General features: G+C 62.4%; 21 protein-coding genes. 15 read left to right on the top strand and 6 right to left on the bottom strand.

Features of this window, described 5'->3' with window-relative positions; genetic code table 11:
* Positions 1-49: 49 nt before the first annotated feature.
* The 12 genes from ACWPVA_RS11985 (at position 50) to ACWPVA_RS11930 (ending at position 8,044) form a co-directional block, all read left to right on the top strand.
* Positions 50-1,006 (top strand): heme o synthase, encoded by a 957-nt coding sequence (locus ACWPVA_RS11985; RefSeq protein WP_454287907.1) that lies wholly within the window; start codon positions 50-52, stop codon positions 1,004-1,006.
* A complete protein-coding gene (locus ACWPVA_RS11980; RefSeq protein ID WP_454287906.1) occupies positions 1,006-1,143 on the top strand; it encodes a hypothetical protein in 138 nt (45 codons plus the stop codon). Before ACWPVA_RS11985 ends, ACWPVA_RS11980 begins: the two co-directional genes overlap by 1 nt.
* A 22-nt stretch (positions 1,144-1,165) precedes the next feature.
* Positions 1,166-1,768, top strand: coding sequence for a cytochrome c oxidase assembly protein (locus ACWPVA_RS11975; RefSeq protein ID WP_454287905.1), 603 nt, complete (start codon positions 1,166-1,168; stop codon positions 1,766-1,768).
* Positions 1,769-1,825: 57 nt separating this feature from the next.
* A complete protein-coding gene (locus ACWPVA_RS11970) occupies positions 1,826-2,698 on the top strand; it encodes a cytochrome c oxidase subunit 3 (RefSeq protein WP_454287904.1) in 873 nt (290 codons plus the stop codon).
* 185 nt (positions 2,699-2,883) lie between these two features.
* The gene (locus tag ACWPVA_RS11965; protein ID WP_454287903.1) at positions 2,884-3,267 is read left to right on the top strand and encodes a DUF983 domain-containing protein; all 384 of its coding nucleotides are present in this window, start codon (positions 2,884-2,886) and stop codon (positions 3,265-3,267) included.
* 58 nt (positions 3,268-3,325) lie between these two features.
* Positions 3,326-3,994 (top strand): SURF1 family protein, encoded by a 669-nt coding sequence (locus ACWPVA_RS11960; RefSeq protein ID WP_454289578.1) that lies wholly within the window; start codon positions 3,326-3,328, stop codon positions 3,992-3,994.
* 89 nt (positions 3,995-4,083) lie between these two features.
* On the top strand, positions 4,084-4,449 hold the full coding sequence (locus tag ACWPVA_RS11955; protein ID WP_454287902.1) for a DUF1304 domain-containing protein: 366 nt from the start codon (positions 4,084-4,086) through the stop codon (positions 4,447-4,449).
* Between the two features lie 2 nt (positions 4,450-4,451).
* On the top strand, positions 4,452-5,456 hold the full coding sequence (gene ispH, locus ACWPVA_RS11950; protein WP_454287901.1) for a 4-hydroxy-3-methylbut-2-enyl diphosphate reductase: 1,005 nt from the start codon (positions 4,452-4,454) through the stop codon (positions 5,454-5,456).
* A gap of 160 nt (positions 5,457-5,616) precedes the next feature.
* Positions 5,617-6,054, top strand: coding sequence for a type II toxin-antitoxin system HicB family antitoxin (locus ACWPVA_RS11945; RefSeq protein ID WP_454287900.1), 438 nt, complete (start codon positions 5,617-5,619; stop codon positions 6,052-6,054).
* 145 nt (positions 6,055-6,199) lie between these two features.
* Positions 6,200-7,165, top strand: coding sequence for a homoserine kinase (locus tag ACWPVA_RS11940; RefSeq protein WP_454287899.1), 966 nt, complete (start codon positions 6,200-6,202; stop codon positions 7,163-7,165).
* Complete coding sequence (rnhA, locus tag ACWPVA_RS11935; protein WP_454287898.1) at positions 7,162-7,632, top strand: ribonuclease HI; 471 nt, start codon at positions 7,162-7,164, stop codon at positions 7,630-7,632. The genes ACWPVA_RS11940 and rnhA overlap by 4 nt, the downstream gene beginning before the upstream one ends.
* 103 nt (positions 7,633-7,735) lie before the next feature.
* Positions 7,736-8,044 (top strand): Dabb family protein, encoded by a 309-nt coding sequence (locus ACWPVA_RS11930; RefSeq protein WP_454287897.1) that lies wholly within the window; start codon positions 7,736-7,738, stop codon positions 8,042-8,044.
* A 54-nt stretch (positions 8,045-8,098) separates the two neighbouring features.
* Here the strand turns inward: ACWPVA_RS11930 and ACWPVA_RS11925 are convergent, their stop codons facing one another.
* A complete protein-coding gene (locus ACWPVA_RS11925; RefSeq protein WP_454287896.1) occupies positions 8,099-8,584 on the bottom strand; it encodes a redoxin family protein in 486 nt (161 codons plus the stop codon).
* A gap of 69 nt (positions 8,585-8,653) precedes the next feature.
* Positions 8,654-9,508 (bottom strand): protein-disulfide reductase DsbD domain-containing protein, encoded by an 855-nt coding sequence (locus ACWPVA_RS11920; RefSeq protein WP_454287895.1) that lies wholly within the window; start codon positions 9,506-9,508, stop codon positions 8,654-8,656.
* 177 nt (positions 9,509-9,685) lie between these two features.
* Here ACWPVA_RS11920 and ACWPVA_RS11915 point away from each other — a divergent pair, with 177 nt between their 5' ends.
* Positions 9,686-10,291, top strand: coding sequence for a YqgE/AlgH family protein (locus tag ACWPVA_RS11915; protein ID WP_454287894.1), 606 nt, complete (start codon positions 9,686-9,688; stop codon positions 10,289-10,291).
* A gap of 33 nt (positions 10,292-10,324) precedes the next feature.
* On the opposite strand, the gene ACWPVA_RS11910 is transcribed toward ACWPVA_RS11915, so the two are convergent.
* The 4 genes from ACWPVA_RS11910 to thrC all read right to left on the bottom strand — a co-directional run bounded on the left by ACWPVA_RS11910 (position 10,325) and on the right by thrC (position 16,639).
* Positions 10,325-13,171, bottom strand: coding sequence for an EAL domain-containing protein (locus tag ACWPVA_RS11910; RefSeq protein ID WP_454289577.1), 2,847 nt, complete (start codon positions 13,169-13,171; stop codon positions 10,325-10,327).
* A 62-nt stretch (positions 13,172-13,233) separates the two neighbouring features.
* Positions 13,234-13,848, bottom strand: a complete 615-nt coding sequence (locus ACWPVA_RS11905; RefSeq protein WP_454287893.1) for a GNAT family N-acetyltransferase — start codon at positions 13,846-13,848, stop codon at positions 13,234-13,236.
* A 73-nt stretch (positions 13,849-13,921) separates the two neighbouring features.
* Positions 13,922-15,220, bottom strand: a complete 1,299-nt coding sequence (locus tag ACWPVA_RS11900) for a M16 family metallopeptidase (RefSeq protein ID WP_454287892.1) — start codon at positions 15,218-15,220, stop codon at positions 13,922-13,924.
* 21 nt (positions 15,221-15,241) lie between these two features.
* Positions 15,242-16,639, bottom strand: coding sequence for a threonine synthase (gene thrC, locus ACWPVA_RS11895; protein ID WP_454287891.1), 1,398 nt, complete (start codon positions 16,637-16,639; stop codon positions 15,242-15,244).
* 315 nt (positions 16,640-16,954) lie between these two features.
* Here thrC and ACWPVA_RS11890 point away from each other — a divergent pair, with 315 nt between their 5' ends.
* Positions 16,955-17,509 (top strand): hypothetical protein, encoded by a 555-nt coding sequence (locus ACWPVA_RS11890; protein ID WP_454287890.1) that lies wholly within the window; start codon positions 16,955-16,957, stop codon positions 17,507-17,509.
* Between the two features lie 111 nt (positions 17,510-17,620).
* Entirely contained in the window at positions 17,621-18,538 is a 918-nt protein-coding gene (locus ACWPVA_RS11885) for a diacylglycerol/lipid kinase family protein (protein WP_454287889.1), read from the top strand.
* The last annotated feature ends 16 nt before the right edge of the window (positions 18,539-18,554 follow it).

Here is an 18,554-nt window from a genome sequence, read left to right as displayed (position 1 = left end):
TTCAAAGGGCGCGGCACCCGAAAACGACGCAAAGCATGGAACGCAGATAATGACGGTTATCGATAGTCGCGACATCACCGGGCTCGAAGGCGAAGTCCGCCTTTCGGAGGCTAGTGCGCGCGATTTCTTCGCGCTCTTGAAGCCGCGTGTCATGTCACTGGTCGTCTTTACCGCCTTTGCCGGCCTGGTGCTGGCGCCGGGCGACATCAATCCCGTTCTCGGCTTCATCGCCATTTTGTGCATCGCGGTCGGTGCCGGTGCCTCCGGCGCGCTCAACATGTGGTACGACGCCGACATCGACGCCGTCATGAGCCGCACTGCGACGCGCCCCATTCCCGCCGGCCGCATCATGCCCACCGAGGCGCTCGCCTTCGGTCTGGTTCTTTCAGTCTTTTCGGTTTCCATCCTCGGCCTCACCGTCAACTGGTTCGCCGCCGGATTGCTCGCCTTCACCATCTTTTTCTACGCCGTCGTCTACACGATGTGGCTGAAGCGCTCGACGCCGCAGAACATCGTCATTGGCGGTGCTGCCGGCGCTTTCCCGCCCATGGTTGGCTGGGCCTGCGTCACCGGTGGCGTGTCGCTCGACAGCATCGTGCTGTTCCTGATCATCTTCTTGTGGACACCGGCGCATTTCTGGGCGCTCGCCTTGTTCAAGATGCGCGACTACGGTTCCGTGGGCGTGCCCATGCTGCCGAACGTATCCGGCGAGCGCGTCACCAAGCACCAGATCGCGCTTTATGCCGTGCTGACGGCCGCCGTCGGCGTCGTGCCGACCATCACTGGTCTTTCGTCGCTTTACTACGGCCTGTTTGCCGGGGCTCTCGGCGTCTATCTCGTCATCTGTTCCGTCGCTGTCTGGCGCATGCCGGACGGCGACGAGAAGATGGTGCCGGCCAAGAAGCTGTTCGCTTATTCGATTGTCTATCTGTTCGCGATTTTTTCGGCCCTATTGGTCGATCATTACGTCGCGACCCTCGCGACGCATTTCGGAGGTGCCGCCTGATGGAAACCATCAAGCTGAATGATGCGCAGAAAAAGTCACGCCGCGGCCGCAATATCGCGCTCGGCGTCGTTCTTGCCGCGCTTGTCGCCATTTTTTATGTCGTGACGCTGGTCAAGTTCGGCGCCGTCGGCAATTAAAAGAGGACAGAGGATCAAGGCGATGACGAACGAGCAGATGAAAGCAAAGCCGCGCAGCAACTCGACGATTCTTGTCGCCTGTGTTGCTTTCGTTGGCTGCATGCTCGGCGTATCATTCGCGTCCGTGCCGCTCTATCAACTCTTCTGCCAGGTGACCGGCTACAACGGCACGACCCAGCGCGTCGATCAGGTATCGGACGTGGTCCTCGACAAGTCTATCAAGGTCACCTTCGACGCCAACGTCTCGTCGGGGTTGAACTGGGAGTTCAAGCCGGTCGAGCGCTCGATCACGCCGAAGATCGGCGAGACGGTCCAGATCAGCTACACGGCGACCAACCGTGCATCCGTTCCAACGTCGGGCCAGGCGGTCTTCAACGTTACGCCGATGGAAGCGGCGGCCTATTTCAACAAGGTCGAATGCTTCTGCTTCACGGAAACCGAGCTGAAACCCGGCGAAAGCCTGGAAATGCCGGTGGTCTTCTTCATCGATCCGGCCATTGTCGAGGCCGCCGAGACGAAGGACATCGGGACGATTACGCTGTCCTACACCTTCTATCCGCATCAGGGGGAGAAGCCTGTGGCCTCGTTGCCGCAGCAGGGGGACAAGGAACAGCCAAAACTGTGAGAGGAGAGGTCCGGTACGCCGGGCTTCATGGAAATTTGACATTCGGGGATTGCTGACATGGCCGAAGCGCATCAGAAGAATCACGACTACCACATTATCGATCCGAGCCCGTGGCCGCTTCTGGCCTCGATCGGCGCGTTCCTCCTCGCCTTCGGCGGCGTCGGCTACATGCGCTACATCAACGGTGGCTCTTTCGAGATGTTCGGTCTCGAACTGGCCAATCCGTGGCTATTCTATATCGGCCTGGCGATCGTCCTCTACACGATGATCGGCTGGTGGGCGGATACCATCAAGGAAGCCCACGAGGGACACCACACGCGCGTCGTGTCGCTGCACCTGCGTTACGGCATGATCATGTTCATCGCTTCCGAAGTGATGTTCTTCGTCGCATGGTTCTGGGCCTTCTTCGACGCCAGCCTGTTCGCCAACGAGGCGATCCAGGCGAGCCGCGTCGAATTTACCGGGGGCCAGTGGCCGCCGCAGGGCATCGAGGTTCTCGATCCCTGGCACCTGCCGCTCTACAACACCATCATCCTGCTGCTGTCGGGAACGACGCTCACCTGGGCCCACCATGCTATTTTGCATGATGACCGCAAGGGGCTGGTCAACGGTCTGGCATTGACCGTAGTGCTCGGCATCATCTTCTCGATCGTTCAGGCCTACGAATATGCCCATGCTCCGTTCGGCTTCACGGATAGCATCTACGGCGCGACCTTCTTCATGGCGACCGGCTTCCACGGTTTCCACGTGCTTGTGGGCACGATCTTCCTGATCGTCTGCCTGCTGCGGGCGATGAAGGGCGACTTCACCTCCAAGCAGCATTTCGGTCTCGAAGCTGCTGCCTGGTACTGGCACTTCGTCGACGTGGTCTGGCTGTTCCTGTTCTTTACCATATATGTCTGGGGCGGCTGGGGTGCACCGATCGCCTAATGACCGTGGCGAAAAATCACTGAAAAGGGCGGCGCCTCGCGGTGCCGCTTTTTTTATGGCTCGGCCCTGTGCGATGTCGGAACCAATCGACGCATTTGCGGTTTGCCGATCGCGGCGTATAAGCCAAGGGAGGAATGTTGGGCCGGCGGCACAAGGTCGTCCGATGCGCAGCTGAAAGGAAGTTCATGAACGAGGACAATGCTCATTTCGCGCCGGTCGATCCGGTCAGGGCGGGACTGTCCGCCTCTTGCCCGCGATGCGGTCAAGGTCGACTGTTCGACGGCTTTTCGACCATCAAGCCATGCTGCAGCAATTGCGGTCTCGACTATTCCTTCGCCGATTCCGGCGACGGTCCGGCAATCTTCGTCATCCTGCTGGCCGACTTTCTTGTCGTCGGTCTCGCGGTCTGGACCGAACTCACCTACCAGCCGCCGGTCTGGCTGCATTTCGTCCTGTTCGGCCCGATGGCGATTATCGTCTCACTCTGGCTATTGCGCACCATCAAGTCGCTGCTGATCGCCCTGCAATACAAGAACAGGGCCTCCCAGGGGACGATCGACCGTGGTTGAGCAAGCGCGGCGCGGCCCTGTCCGGCTCGTCTTTACAGTCGTGGCGGTTGCCGTCGCAATGGCGATCCTGCTGTCGCTCGGCACCTGGCAGGTCAAGCGCCTTTACTGGAAAGAGGCGCTCATCGCCGACATCGAGGAACGCCGCAACGCCGCGCCGCTCGATCTCGCCGGCATCGAGGGGATCCTGGCGAAGGGCGGTGATGTCGACTACCGGGCAGCCGAAGCGGAGGGTACCTACCTCAATGACAAGGAGCGCCATTTCCTCGCCACCTTCCGCGGCCGCGCCGGCTTCTACGTCTACACGCCGCTCGAACTTGCCGATGGCCGTTACCTCTTCGTCAACCGCGGGTTCGTGCCCTATGAACTGAAGGAGCCGGCGAAGCGCCCCGAGGGATTGCTGGACGGTCCGCAAACGGTGCAGGGGCTGGCCCGCGCCCGATTGAGCGAAAAGCCGTCCTCCATGGTGCCGGACAATGACGAGGGCCAGAACATCTTCTACTGGAAGGACCTCGACCGGATGGCCGCGAGCACGGGTCTCGCCGCTGACAAGGTTCTGCCCTTCTTCCTCGATGCCGACGCCACCCCTGTGCCCGGCGGCATGCCGGAGGGCGGCGTGACCGAGATCGCCCTGCCCAACAGCCACCTGCAATATGCGATGACCTGGTACGGCCTGGCGTTGGCACTGGCCGGCGTCGTTATCTACGCCGTGTTTCGCCGCAAGGCCTGACGTCGCCGAGCGGGGGAGGTTGCGGGCCACGTCTCTCAAAGATTGGTTCTGGAATAAAAACGCGCCGGTTGCGCCTCGAGGAGAGCCCGATGAAGACCTTTGCCGATCTGCTGGTCGCCCTGGTGGCGCTGGAGCATCTCTATATCCTTGTGCTGGAGATGTTCCTGTGGACCAAACCCGCCGGCCTGAAAGCCTTCGGCATGAAGCCGCCGCAGGCCGAGGCGACCAGAGTGCTCGCCGCCAACCAGGGCCTCTATAACGGCTTCCTGGCGCTCGGCCTGTTTTGGGCCCTCAGCCAGGCGAACCCCGATTTTGCCTTCCAGCTGAAGCTGTTTTTCCTTGGCTGTGTCTTCGTCGCCGGCCTATATGGAAGCGTCACGGCATCGCGGAAGATCCTCTACATCCAGGCGCTTCCTGCCGTGCTCGCGTTGATCCTGGTATTGCTGGCTGGCTGACGATGAATGTAACCGTTTCCCGACCACCTCTGACGATCCGCCTGTGCGGCCCGCGCGGCTTCTGCGCCGGCGTCGACCGCGCCATCCAGATCGTCGTGCTGGCGCTCAAGGGTTTTGGCGCTCCGGTCTATGTCCGCCACGAGATCGTCCACAATCGCTATGTGGTCGAAGGGCTGGAGGCGAAAGGCGCGGTCTTTGTCGAGGAACTGGACGAGATCCCCGCCGAGCATCGCGAGAAGCCGGTCGTCTTCTCCGCCCATGGCGTACCGAAATCCGTTCCGGCGGACGCTGAGGCCCGCAATCTCTTCTATCTGGATGCAACGTGCCCGCTCGTCTCGAAGGTGCACAAGCAGGCCATGCGCCACCAGCGCCTCGGCCGTCATGTCGTCTTGATCGGCCATGCGGGCCATCCGGAAGTGATCGGCACCATGGGGCAATTGCCGGAAGGCGCGGTGTCGCTGATCGAGACGATCGAGGACGCCGACCTCTACGAGCCGCTCGATGCCGACAATCTCGGCTATGTCACCCAGACAACGCTTTCGGTCGACGATACCGCAGGTGTGATCAAACGGTTGCAGGAGCGCTTCCCCAACCTGACCGCGCCCTCGGCCGACAGCATCTGCTATGCGACCACCAACCGCCAGGAGGCGGTCAAGCAGGCCGCGCCAGGCTGCGACCTGTTCATCATCGTCGGCGCGCCCAATTCGTCCAACTCCAAGCGCCTCGTCGAAGTGGCGCTGAAGGCCGGCGCCAAACGCTCGCTGCTGGTGCAGCGCGCCTCGGAGATCGACTGGGACGATATCGGCCCGATCGGCACACTTGGCCTCTCCGCCGGCGCATCCGCCCCGGAGGTGATCGTCAACGAGATCATCGAAGCCTTCAAGGCCCGCTACGACGCGACCATCGAGCTTGCCGAATTCTCGATCGAAAACGAGCACTTCCTCGTCAACCGCGAACTGCGCGACATCGAACTCACCCACGAAGACATGGCCTGGGTGAATGGGTGAGGAACGGTCGGGCGAAGCCCGAGCAATCGATCCAGCGAATTGATTGCAGTGACGAACGCCCGGAGCCTGAAGCGACGGGCCGGGATACGTTTCCTCATATATCCCGCTCGGCACGCTGAAGAAGATTGAGAAGCGGTCCGGTTTGAAATTGAGGTGAAACATGCAAAACTACATCGGCTTGATCCACAAGGACGCAGACAGTGATTTCGGCGTGTCCTTTCCCGATTTCCCCGGTGTGGTGACGGCGGGAACCGATCTCGATGATGCGCGACGGATGGCTGAGGAGGCTCTGGTTCTGCATGTCGAAGGCATGATTGAGGATGGCGAGGCCATTCCTGAACCCTCCTCACTTGAGGCGATCATGAGCGATCCGGAAAACAAGGCGGCCGTCGCCGTGCTCATTCCCCTGAAGTCTGCGGCAAAGAAAGCCGTGCGGCTGAACATCACGCTGCCGGAGGATGTCTTGCGAGAAATTGACACCTATGCGGAAGCCCATGGGCTGCTGACACGGTCGGGTTTTCTCGCCCAGGCTGCTTTGCGCCAGACGAGAGGCGACGACAATCCCGGAAACATTCGCGGCTATGCCCTTTCCGCCTAGCCCACGCCTCCAAGCACCCCTCGCGCCAGAGCGTCCCTTAATTCCTTGTGCCATTTCTCGCTCGGCACTGGCACTCCGTTTCCCCCCGCTGTATGGCTTGCGCTATCATCGGCGGCATAACGAACGCAGCGCGGGAATCTTTAACGTGGCAGTCTATACCGACATCAACGAAGTCGATCTCAAGGCCTTTCTACAGCAGTATGAGACCGGTGAACTGCTGTCCTACAAGGGCATTGCCGAGGGTGTGGAGAACTCCAACTTCCTGCTGCACACGTCGAAGGCGCCGCTGATCCTGACGCTCTATGAAAAGCGGGTGGAAAAGAACGACCTGCCGTTCTTCCTCGGCCTCATGCATCATCTCGCCGATCGCGGCCTCAACTGCCCTCTACCCCTGCCGCGCAAGGACGGCGCGCTGCTCGGCGAGCTTTCCGGCCGGCCGGCGGCGCTCATTTCCTTTCTGGAGGGCATGTGGCTGCGCAAGCCCGAGGCCAGGCATTGCCGCGAAGTGGGCAAGGCGCTTGCCGCCATGCATGTGGCGGGGGAGGGCTTTGACCTCAAGCGCCCCAATGCGCTGTCGCTCGAAGGATGGAAGACGCTGTGGGCAAAGTCGAAGGACCGTGCCGACGAGGTCGAGACCGGGCTCGGGGCCGAGATCGGCGGCGAGCTTGCCGTCCTCGGCCAGCATTGGCCGAAGAACCTGCCGCAAGGTGTCATCCATGCCGACCTGTTCCCCGACAATGTCTTCTTCCTCGGCGACGAACTGTCGGGCCTGATCGACTTCTATTTCGCCTGCAACGACTTCCTCGCCTATGACCTGTCGATCTGCCTCAATGCCTGGTGCTTCGAGAAGGACGGCGCCTACAACGTCACCAAGGGCATGGCGATGATCGAGGGTTACCAGCAGGTGCGCCCGCTCGGCATTGCCGAGATCGAGGCCTTGCCGATCCTGTGCCGCGGCTCGGCGCTGCGCTTCTTCCTCACCCGCTTGTACGACTGGCTGACGACACCGGCAGGCGCGCTGGTGGTCAAGAAGGACCCGCTTGAATATCTGAAGAAGCTGCGCTTCCACCGTCAGGTGAGATCGAGCGTCGAATATGGGCTCACCCTATGAAGCATGTGGATATTTACACCGACGGCGCCTGTTCCGGCAATCCCGGCCCCGGCGGCTGGGGCGCCGTCCTGCGCTATGGCGAGACCGAGAAGGAACTGTTCGGCGGCGAGGCCGACACCACCAACAATCGCATGGAGCTGATGGCGGCGATTTCGGCGCTGTCCGCCCTGAAGACCCCGTGCGAAATCGATCTCTACACGGACAGCAAATATGTGATGGACGGCATTTCCAAGTGGATCTTCGGCTGGAAGAAAAACGGCTGGAGGACGGCGGACAAGAAGCCCGTCAAGAACGGCGAACTCTGGCAACAGCTCGATGCCGCCAACCAGAGCCACAAGGTCAAGTGGCACTGGGTCAAGGGCCATGCCGGCCACCCGGAGAACGAGCGCGCCGACGAGCTTGCCCGCAAGGGCATGGAGCCCTTCAAGAAGCCCAATCTCGGGCGAGCGCTGCTGCAGGGCAGGTAAGGGCCGGCCCATCGCGGCGGACGGCGTCGCTTTCCCGCCTTGCCATCTCGCCCGTTGGCCCTATTCTGCGCCAACAAAAAGACCACACAGGGAGAGACACACCATGATCCAGCACTGCGTGTTCCTACGCTTCAAGGCGGCAACGTCGGAGGCCGAGAAGCAGGCGATCTATGAGGGAATTACGGCTCTGAAGGACGTGGTACCGGGCATGCTGGAGGTCAAGTTTGGCCCCAACGTCTCGCCCGAAGGTCTGAACGGCGGCTATCTCGACGGTTTCATCATCACCTTCGAGGACGCCATGGTGCGCGATTACTACCTCAAGCACCCCGACCACATCGCGGTCGGCGACCGCATCGTCAATGCGACCGACGGCGGGCTCTCGGGGGTGCTCGTGTTCGACATGGAAATCTGAAACGAAAAAGGCGGCGGATTGCTCCGCCGCCTCATGAAGTTCCGGGCGCGACCCTCAGAGCTGCTCGATCATCGCCGCTGCTGCGGAAACCGTCGCCTGGCCGGGGTTTTCCTCGACGTTGATCGACTTCACCACGCCGTCGTCGACCAGCATCGAATAGCGCTTCGAGCGGACGCCGAGTCCACCAGCGGACAGGTCGGCATCGAGGCCGAGCGCCTTGGTGAAGGCGGCGTCCCAGTCGGCGAGGAAGTGGATCTTGCCCATGCCGCCGCTCTGCTGCGCCCAGGCGCCCATGACGTGCCAGTCGTTGACCGAAATGACAGCAATGTCATCGACGCCGCGGGCGAGGATAGCATCGCGGTTCTCCAGATAGCCCGGAAGATGGTTCAGCGTGCAGGTCGGGGTAAAGGCGCCCGGCACCGCGAACAGAACGACCCGCTTGCCTTTGAACAGATCGTCGGTCGAAAGCTCTACCGCGCCGTCTGTCGTTTTTTCCTTGAATTCGGCCTGGGGCAGACGTTCGCCGATTGCGATGGTCATTGAATTCTCCTCGCTGGTTTCGGGCGGGCCGGGTTCGGTCCGCCGTTCGCAGCGGAATATAGATTGACGCTAGTCAAAGGCAAGACCGGTTTCCATCGCCCGCCCGCCCGCCTTGACCAGTAGACCCCAACGCTTGCCGTGGATGTCGTACTTGCGCGGCAGCCCCTTGATCGGCATGGCCACGGTCAGCGCATTGCCGGTGAGCCGGCGTTCGCTCTCGTCGAGGAAGACATGGCCGCTCGGTCCGGTGACGTAGATCTCGGCGTCCTTCTCCCCGGTTCCCTCCGGCACGGTCACCGTCAACGCCAGTTCCTTGCCATCGGCGGAAAGCGCATGGTTCTGGAGGGCAAAATCTGCTGACGGCGGTTCGGGCAGCGTCTCGCGCGCCTCTGCCACGAGTTCGGCCTCCGCAACCTTTGTCGTCTCGCTGAGCGTCAGCGTCAGATTGAATTCCGCCTGGAAGGGAATGCAGATGTTGCGGCAAAGGCCGATGAAGACCGAGGCTTTCAGCTCGTCGGGTGACATACTCCCGCTGGCCGGGCCGGAGATCGTCAATGGCAGGGTCACAGGCGCGTCGTAGCCGATGTCACGCAGATCACCGTTGTCGATCCTCTTCGGCACCGGATATCCGATTTCTTCCAGCGTATAGCCGCTTTCCGGCGCAAGCGTGATCGAAGGCGGTATACCGGCATCACCCGGCTCGCGCCAATAGGTTATCCAACCGGGCGAGGTTTCGATCTGCAGGGCCGCAGCACGCACGCCTGTGGCATCAGCCGGAAGCACCACGAGCCGCATCCTCCCGCCTTCATTCACCGCCCATTCGCTGGTTTCCGCGCGGACAGCACCAATCTGGCCGAGCGTAGCGCAGCTCAGGGCAATCAGGGCCAGGCCAGGCTGGCGGAATTTCACAGATATGACACACATTATGGTAGAGCCGTTTAGAGCAAGCCTCGGCCTTGCACCAGTAACGCCTGAGATGCCGGGATCATTTTTAGTTGATTGATCGGCGATCCTGCCCCATCTTGCTCTAACAGACGAAATCCTCGCCGGAACATCCGGTCTCAAGCCAGCCGCTCCGGCAGGGGCAAATGGAGGTGGATCATGGCATTCTCGACGCTGAAGAAGGACCGTGAACGGGGGATGCTCGACGGTCAGCTTCTGATCGCAATGCCGGGCATGGCCGATGGCAATTTTGCTCGCGCCGTCGTTTACATCTGCGCCCATTCGCCGGCCGGCGCCATGGGTTTCATCATCAACCGTCCACAGCCGGTGACATTCGCCGACGTGCTGCTTCATCTCGGCCTGATCGACAAGACCGATGCGATCATGTTGCCGGAGCACTCGCGAGAATTCCCAATCCAGAGCGGCGGTCCGGTCGAGACTGGACGCGGTTTCGTCCTGCACAGTGACGACTACACGAGCGACAGCAGCATTCCGGTCAGCGACGACATTTCGCTGACGGCAACCCTCGACATCGTCCGGGCGATCTCCGAGGGGCGCAGCCCGCGCCGCGCCACCATGCTGCTTGGCTATGCCGGCTGGGGCCCCGGTCAGCTCGAATTCGAAATCGCCAACAATGGCTGGCTGAATTGCGCGGCGACGGAAGACCTGATCTTCGACCGCGCGCTCGACAACAAGTACGATCGGGCGCTCGCCCTGATGGGCGTCAGCCCCGCCATGCTGTCGATGGAAGCCGGCCACGCCTGATCGCGTGCGGGCTTCGAGCTTCCTCGCTCTGCTTCACGCCCGCTTGGTCAGCGGAAAGCGTTCCTTGAGCAGCCGCTGCACCGAGTCCGCACCAAGCGGCGCGCCGAACAGGTAGCTTTGGCCGAAATCGCAGCCGAGCTTGCCCAGTTCCTCGGCATCTGCATCGCTCTCGATGCCTTCGGCCACCACCTGCATCTCCAGCCCGCAGGCCATGGCGATTACCGATTTCAGCAGAACCGCGCGCTTGTCGGAGCGGTCGTTGACCAGCGCCTTGTCGAGCTTGATCGTGTCGAACGGGAAGCGGGTGAGATAGGCGAGCGAGGAATAGCCGGTGCCGAAGTCGTCGAGCGCCAGCGAGATGCCGGTGTCCTTGAGCTTGGCGAGCACGAGGCGCGCCTGTTCCGGGTTTTCCATCACGACGCTTTCGGTCAATTCCAGCTTGATGCGGTGCGGGTCGCACTGCGTTTTCGCCAGCATGGAACGAACATCGGTGTAGAGGTCGCTGGACAGGAGCTGGGCGCTCGACAGGTTGATCGACACGAAGATCGGGATCTCGCCCGTCTGCCGTTCCCAGTCCATCAGGTCGGTGGTGGCCCGCTCGAGGGCGAACATGCCGAGCGGTTCGATCAGGTCGGACATTTCCGCAATCGGGATGAACTCCGCAGGAGACACATTGCCGCGCTTGGGATGATCCCAGCGCATCAGCGCCTCGAAGCCGGCGACCTCGCCGTCGGCGAGCCGGACGATCGGCTGGTAGACCATCGACAATTCCTTGCGCTCGATGGCGCGGCGTAGATCTGTCTCGAGTTGCAACCGGTCGGTGCCCGCGCCGCGAAAGGCGGGGCGGAAGGGCTCGACGCGATTGCCGCCCGTCCGTTTGGCACGGTACATGGCAAGCTCGGCATCGGACAGGAGGCCTGCGGCGTTCTCCTGCTGATCGACCCAGGAAACGAGCCCGATCGAGGCGGTCAGGATGATCTCGCGATTGGCATAATTGATCGGCACCATGATGGCCTTCGACACGGCGTCGGCGAAGTCGGCAATCTTGGCCGGGTCGCGTTCTGAGACGAGGATCAGGCCGAACTCGTCGCCTGACAGGCGGGCCAGCGTATCCTGCGGCTTCATCAGTCGGCGCAGCCGCCGGGTGAGGGCGATCAGGATATTGTCGCCGGCAGCGATGCCGAGACTGTCGTTTACCTGCTTGTAGCGATCGATGTCGATCACCATCACGGTCGGGCGCACCATCTCTGTGCTGTTGGCCAGCGTCAGCACCGATTGCAGCCGGTCGAGGAAGACCTCGCGGTTCGGCAGGCCGGTCAGGTTGTCATGCATGGCGTCGACGAGCAGCCGGTCGATCGAGTTCTTCTGTTCGGTAACGTCGATGATCGTGCCGACGCAGCGGATGACTTCGCCGTTCGAGCCGAGCACGGGCCGGGCACGGATCTTCAGCCAGTGGAAATGGCCGTCCTCGGCGCGGATGCGGAATTCGTGGTTGAGACGTCCCTTGCGGTGTTCGAGCAGCACGTCCAGCGTGGCGCGGAAACGATCGCGGTCGTCTGGATGGAGCCGGGGCAGCCAGTTGCGCGCTGGGCCGTGCATGGTGCCCGGCGAAAGGCCGAGGCGGATGGAAATGTCTGGGCTCGTTACCACGCGGTCGCGCGCCACGTCCCAGTCCCAGACGGTATCGCCGGAGCCGGTCAGCGCCAGCGACTGGCGTTCGAGGTCGGAGAACAGGCCCTGCTGGTAAGCGCCGCCGGCAAAGGCGTGCTGCATGACTGTAAAGCCGATCAAAAGAACGATCAGTACCAGGCCGCCGCCGAGCGCCGGCTGGATGATGTCGTTGTCGAGCTGGCCCGTCACCGTCAGCCAACTGCCGAACAGCCAGACGAGAAGCAGCGCCCAGGTCGGGATCAGCAGGATGGCACGGTCGTAACGGTTGAAGCCGAGGTAGAAAATCAGCGCGATGCCGGCCGTCGCGGTTAGCGCGAACGACAGGCGCGCAATACCGGCGGCGATCGAAGGGTCGTAGATCGCGACTCCGAACAGAAGGACAAGGCCGAGGATCCAGGCGAAGGTCACGTAGCCGAGATGCACGTGCCAGCGGTTGAGGTTGAGATAGGTGAAGAGGAAAATGACGAGGCTTGAGGCGAGCGCCACTTCGGCCCCCGCGCGCCACATGCGCTGGTCGCTTGAGGTAATGCTGATCAGCTTTTCGAGGAAGCCGAAATCGACGCAGATGTAGGCGAGTACTGCCCAGGCGAGCGCTGCCGCCGCCGGCAGCATGGACGTGCCCTTGACGACGAACAGGATGGTCAGGAACACCGCAAGCAGGCCGGAAATGCCGAGTACAATGCCGCGATAGAGGGTAAAGGCGTTGACCGTGTCCTTGTATGCGTCCGGCTGCCACAGGTAGATCTGCGGTAGGCTGGGGGTCGCGAGTTCTGCGACGAAGGTAATGACGGAGCCGGGGTTGAGCGTGATACGGAAGACGTCGGCGTCCGGGCTCGGCACGCGGTCGAGGGCAAAGCCTTCCGATGGCGTGATGGCGATGATGCGCTGCGAGCCGAGGTCCGGCCAGAACATGCGCGAGCCGGCAAGACGGAAATGCGGTGCGACGATGACGCGCTCCAATTGCTCTTCCGAGACGTTGGCAAGGGCGAAGACCGCCCAGTCGCCCTGATGTCCCGGTGAAGACGCTCGCACTTCGATGCGGCGTCGGATGCCGTCGGCATTGGGCGCGGTGGAGACCTGGAAGGCATTGCCCTGGTTGGTGTAGATCTCGGTGGTGGCGGTGAGGTCGAGGGCGGTGTCGTCACGGGCAATCTTCACCGGTTCCGCGGCAAGCGCAAGCGATGAGAAAAGAACGACGAACGCAAGCATCGCCGTGGCCAATACGGCTGCCAGCCATTGGCCGGTCGCCGCTCGCCTGTTCCGGTCAGACGTCATGAGTTCTCTTTGTTCCCGTTCCCCGAGGCACGGTCGCGCAAACGCGATAGCATCGCGTGGTCGCGCCATTGCCCGTTGATTTTCAGATATTCGCGCAAGAGACCTTCCCGCTGAAAGCCGACCTTCTCAAGGAGCCGGATGCTTTTCTCGTTGTCCGGAATACAGGCTGCTTCGATCCGGTGCAACTCTAGCCCCCTGAAGATATAGGGAATAGCCAGTTGAAGTGCGGCAAACATATGGCCTTTGCCGGCGTGGCGTTCGCCCATCCAGTATCCGATCATGCAGCTTTGTGACGCACCGCGCCGAATGAGGCCGATGGTAAGCCCGCCGAGCAGCAGATAATCGCCTTGGGAAAACAGGAAAAAGGGAACGGCGAGCCCCGAATGGAATTCCTGGCTGTTGCGCACCACACGGGCGCGAAAGGCGCGTTCGGTCAGTTCGTCCGTCCGCCAGGTCGGCTCCCAAGGCTGGAGGAAGGCGCGGCTGTCGCGGCGTAGCGCGTGCCACTGTTCGAAGTCGTCGTAGCGCGGCAGACGCAAAAGATGGCTGGCGCTGTTCAGTTCCGGTGTTTCCGGCTGCCGCGACAGAAACCGAAAAACCGAACGTGTCATCGAACCCCCTCAAGCGTCAGCCGGCGGGCGCGCTGCCCGCTCTCGATCAATCTAAATCAATCCGGGCGCGGCGTCAGCCGGCGGCCTTGAGCGATGCGGTGCGTCCGGCCGAAAGTGCGCCGGAAATCTCGTGCATCGGGGCCAGATGCGTGAGCGGGCCGATGGCCGACAGCGTCGGCGTCGTCTCGAAGAACAGCCGTCCGGCGAGGTCGGTCAACCGCTGCGGGGTGATGCCGGCAAGCCGTTCCATCATCTCCTGATTGGAGATCGGGCGGCCGTAGAGCATCATCTGGCGGGCGATCTGGCCGGCACGTGCCGCGGGGCTCTCCTGGCCCATCAAAAGCTGGGCGCGAACCTGGGCACGCGAACGATCGATTTCCTGGGTGTCGATCATTTGCGACGCTTTGCGCAACTCGTCGATGATGACCGGCACCAGTTCCGGCAGGTCCTCGCCGCCGGTTGCTGCATGGATGCCGAAAATGCCGCTGTCGGAAAAGCCCCAGTGGAAGGCATAGATCGAATAGCACAGGCCACGGATTTCGCGCACTTCCTGGAACAGCCGCGAGGACATGCCGCCGCCGAGGATGTTGGCAAGGATCTGCGAGGCATAGAAGTCGCGCGCATGGTAGGCGCGGCCCTCGAAGCCGATCAGCACCTGCGCGTCCATCAGGTCGCGCTCCTCGCGCGCTTCGCCGCCGGTATAGCGGGCCGCCTCGGCGATCGGGCTTACCTCCGGCTTGGTTTTCACCGACGAGAACCGTTCTTCAACCTGTTTAACGAAGGTATCGTGATCGACGGCGCCGGCCGCCACCACGAACATCCGGTCGGTCGTGTAATTGCGGTCGAGATAGGCGCGTATTTCCGCGCTCGAGAAGGATTGCACCGTGTCGGGTGTGCCGAGGATCGGCCGGCCGAGCGGCTGGCCAGCATAGGCGAGTTCGGAGAAGCGGTCGAACACGACATCGTCCGGCGTGTCGTTGGCCGCGCCGATCTCCTGCAGGATGACGTGTTTTTCCCGGGTGAGTTCGTCTTCGTCGAAGACGGATTCGGTGAGAATATCGGCCAGGATATCGACGGCGAGCGGTACGTCGTCCTTCAGAATACGGGCATAGTAGGAGGTTGTCTCCGACGATGTCGCGGCATTGAGTTCTCCGCCGACATTCTCGATTTCTTCGGCGATCTGTCGGGCGCTGCGCTTGTGCGTTCCCTTGAAGGCCATGTGTTCGAGCAGATGGGCGATGCCGTGCTCGCCTTCCATCTCGTCGCGGGCTCCGGACTTGATCCAGGTCCCGAGCGCCACGCTTTCCAGATGCGGCATGGTCTCGGTTACGACCGTCAACCCTGAGGGCAGCCGGGTACACTCAACATTCATAGATCTGTCTTTCTGCACTTCTTAATTTTCCCGTCGGGCATGCTCGCCGATAAAGGTTTCGACGGCTTTAAGCTCGGCGTCCAGGATATCGAAGTGCTCCTCCCTGTCCATCAGATCAGCAAGCCACGCCGGAAGCGCGGGGTCAATACCGCTCGCCGATTTTACCGCGGCCGGGAATTTCGCCGGATGGGCGGTGGCGAGCGTCACCATGGGGGTCGACGGCTTCTCGAACTTCTGCGCGACGAACACGCCGACGGCGGTGTGCGGATCGAGCAGATAGCCGGTCTCAGCCAGCGTGTCGCGAATGGTCGAGGCCACCTGCTTCTCGCTGGCGCGGCCGGCGCGGAACTCCTTGCGGATCGCCTTCAGCGCGCCGGGCTTGATCTCGAAACCGCCAGACTGCTTGAGGCTTTCCATCGCCGCGCGGATGGCGCTGTCGTCGCGGTCACAGGCTTCGAACAGCAGGCGCTCGAAGTTGGACGAGATCTGGATGTCCATCGACGGCGACGTGGTGGCCGAGACACCCTTCATCTCGTAGCGGCCGGTCTTCAGCGTGCGGGCGAGAATGTCGTTCTCGTTGGTGGCGATCACCAGCTTGTCGATCGGAAGGCCCATCTTCTTGGCGACGTAGCCGGCGAAGATGTCGCCGAAATTGCCGGTCGGCACGGTGAAGGAGACCTTGCGGTCCGGGCTGCCGAGCGAGATCGCCGCGGTGAAATAATAGACCACCTGCGCCATGATGCGCGCCCAGTTGATCGAATTGACGCCGGAAATCTTCAGCCGGTCCCGGAAGTCGATGTCGTTGAACATCGCCTTTACCAGGTTCTGGCAGTCGTCGAAATTGCCCTTGATGGCGAGCGCGTGGACGTTCTCGGCATTCGAGGTGGTCATCTGCCGCTGCTGGACGGGCGAGACCTTCTCATGCGGGAAGAGGATAAAGACGTCGGTGCGGGCCCGGCCGGCAAAGGCGTCGATCGCCGCCCCGCCGGTGTCCCCCGATGTGGCGCCGACGATCGTCGCCCGTTCCCCGCGCTGCGCCAGCGCATGGTCCATCAGCCGTGCGAGCAGCTGCATGGCCACGTCCTTGAAGGCGAGCGTGGTGCCGTGGAACAGCTCCAGAATGAAGGAATTCGGTCCTGTCTGGACAAGCGGTGCGACCGCCGGATGGCGGAAGGTGGCATAGGCCTCGTCGATCATGGCGCGGAACAGGTCTGCCTCGATCTCGCCGCCGGTAAACCGGTAGAGCACCTCGAAGGCGATCTCCTGGTAGCTTTTGCCGCGCAGCGCCCGGATTTCCTTCTTGCTCATGTGCGGCCATTTGCGCGGCACGTAGAGGCCGCCGTCGCGGGCAAGCCCGGCGAGAAGCGCGTCACAGAAACCGAGGCTTTTTGCCTCTCCGCGGGTCGAGATGTAGTCCACGATGCTTGTCCTTGGTCTTGAAGAAGAAAGGGCCTGTTTCGGGTCGAAGGCTATGCCGTTGCGGTGGCAGTCGGTCGTCTTTTCGTACCGGCCACGATGGTGTGGTCGGGACCGCGCGCCGGTGACGGATCGGTGCGCCTTGCCTTGCCCGGGGCATTGCCAGCCCGCAGCCGTTGAAAATTAAACCAAAACACCGGCGACCCAATCGATTTTTTACAGCGCCGCTGGTATAGACCATCGGCAAGGGGCATGAAAAGCCTCAATTCGATTGGCTTTGGGCTTCTCGAAGCCTGCATTGCGGAAGGTTTGAGTATCGTGTCTGTGAACGTATCGCGCGGGATCTTGGCCGCATCCTTGTTGATGGTTCTTTCCGGCTGCAATGCCGGCAACCCGGGAGGCGTACTCGGTTCGGCCGCCGACAAGCCGGGCGCGACCCCGGCCAATGCGCCAGCGGCTGTCCAGGGCTTCTGCCCGCCGATCACGCTGCGTGACGGAACGGCCTTTTACCGGACCTATGCCCGGGGCGCCAAAGACGATCCGGCCAAGGTCGTCTTCCAGGCCTCGCTGGCCGACACGACACGTTCTTGCGTGCGCTCCGATACGACCTTGACCATTACCGCAATGGTCCAGGGTCGCCTCGTGGCGGGCCCCGAGGGCAAGACCGGTCAGGTCATGCTGCCGATCCGCGTCGCTGTAACGGACGGTGACAAGGTGCTCTATTCCGAGCTGACGCAATTTCCCGTGGCGCTGAACGACCTCGCCCAGGCGACGCAATTCGTATTCACCAAGGAAGTCCCTGTGCCGGGCGATCTTGCCGGCCTGGCCAAGGTTCACATCGGTTTTGACGAAGGGCCGGCCAAGAAGAAGTAGCCGCACACGAACAGGAAACAGCAAAGGGGGCGACCGCCGGGCGCCGCGTTCCTCGAATGTTCGGGATGTTGCCACTCGGTCGTTGATCTCACCGGATGCCGGGGGGCATGGGTGAAAATCGGTATCATCAGGAATCCCGTGTCCGGCGGCCGTTCGGGCCGCGCGCGGTGGCGAGACATCAGCACGGCACTAGCCGCGCGCTTTCCACAGCGCGAGCTTCGCGAAACCGCGAGCGCCGGTGACGCGGCACGACTGGCGATCGAACTGGTCGAGGCCGGATGCGAACTCATCATCGCCGTCGGCGGTGACGGCACGATCGGCGATGTGGTCGATGGCCTGATGCGATCGGCGAGGCCGGATACGGTCTTCTCCTTCATCCCCACCGGAACGGGCTGCGACTTCGCCCGCAATTTCACCCTGCCGCATGCCCCGGACGCGCTCGTCCGCCACATCGCGGAGGCGCCAGTGCGCCGGATCGATGTCGCGCGCGTGACCGGTTCGTCCAGCGGCGGGCAGGACGCATTGCGCCACTTTGCCAATATCGCCAGTGTCGGCGTATCGGGTCGCATCGTTGAGGCTGTCAATGGTCGCGGCCGGCGGGTGGCGAACGGCTCGCTGCGTTTTCTGCTCTGTTCCGTGCGCGAGATTCTGCGCTATCGGCCTGAGGTCGTGCGGGTGGTGGTCGACGGGGAAGAGATATTCCATGGGCCGGTGACGGTGGTGGCCGTGGCCAACGGCCGCTGGTTCGGCGGCGGCATGCACGTCGTACCCTTCGCCGACCTCGCCGATGGACTGCTCGACATTGGCATTCTGCGCGGAACGGGCAAGTTCGGCGTGCTCGGCATCCTGGCCCGGCTCTATTCGGCCTCCCATGTCGGCCACCCGCTGATCAGCTTCCATCGCGGCAGCGTGATCGAGATCCGGCCGGTTGCAGATCAACATCTGTCGATCGAGGCGGATGGCGAAACGCTGGCCTTCGACCGGCTGCGCGTCGAAGTCATGCCCGCCGCGCTCAGCCTGAAGATCTGAATGCCCGGCATCACCG

This window comes from Rhizobium arsenicireducens (assembly GCF_964021225.1).
The sequence above is the reverse complement of the archived record's forward strand: the minus strand, read 5'-3'. Positions and strand labels throughout refer to the sequence as shown.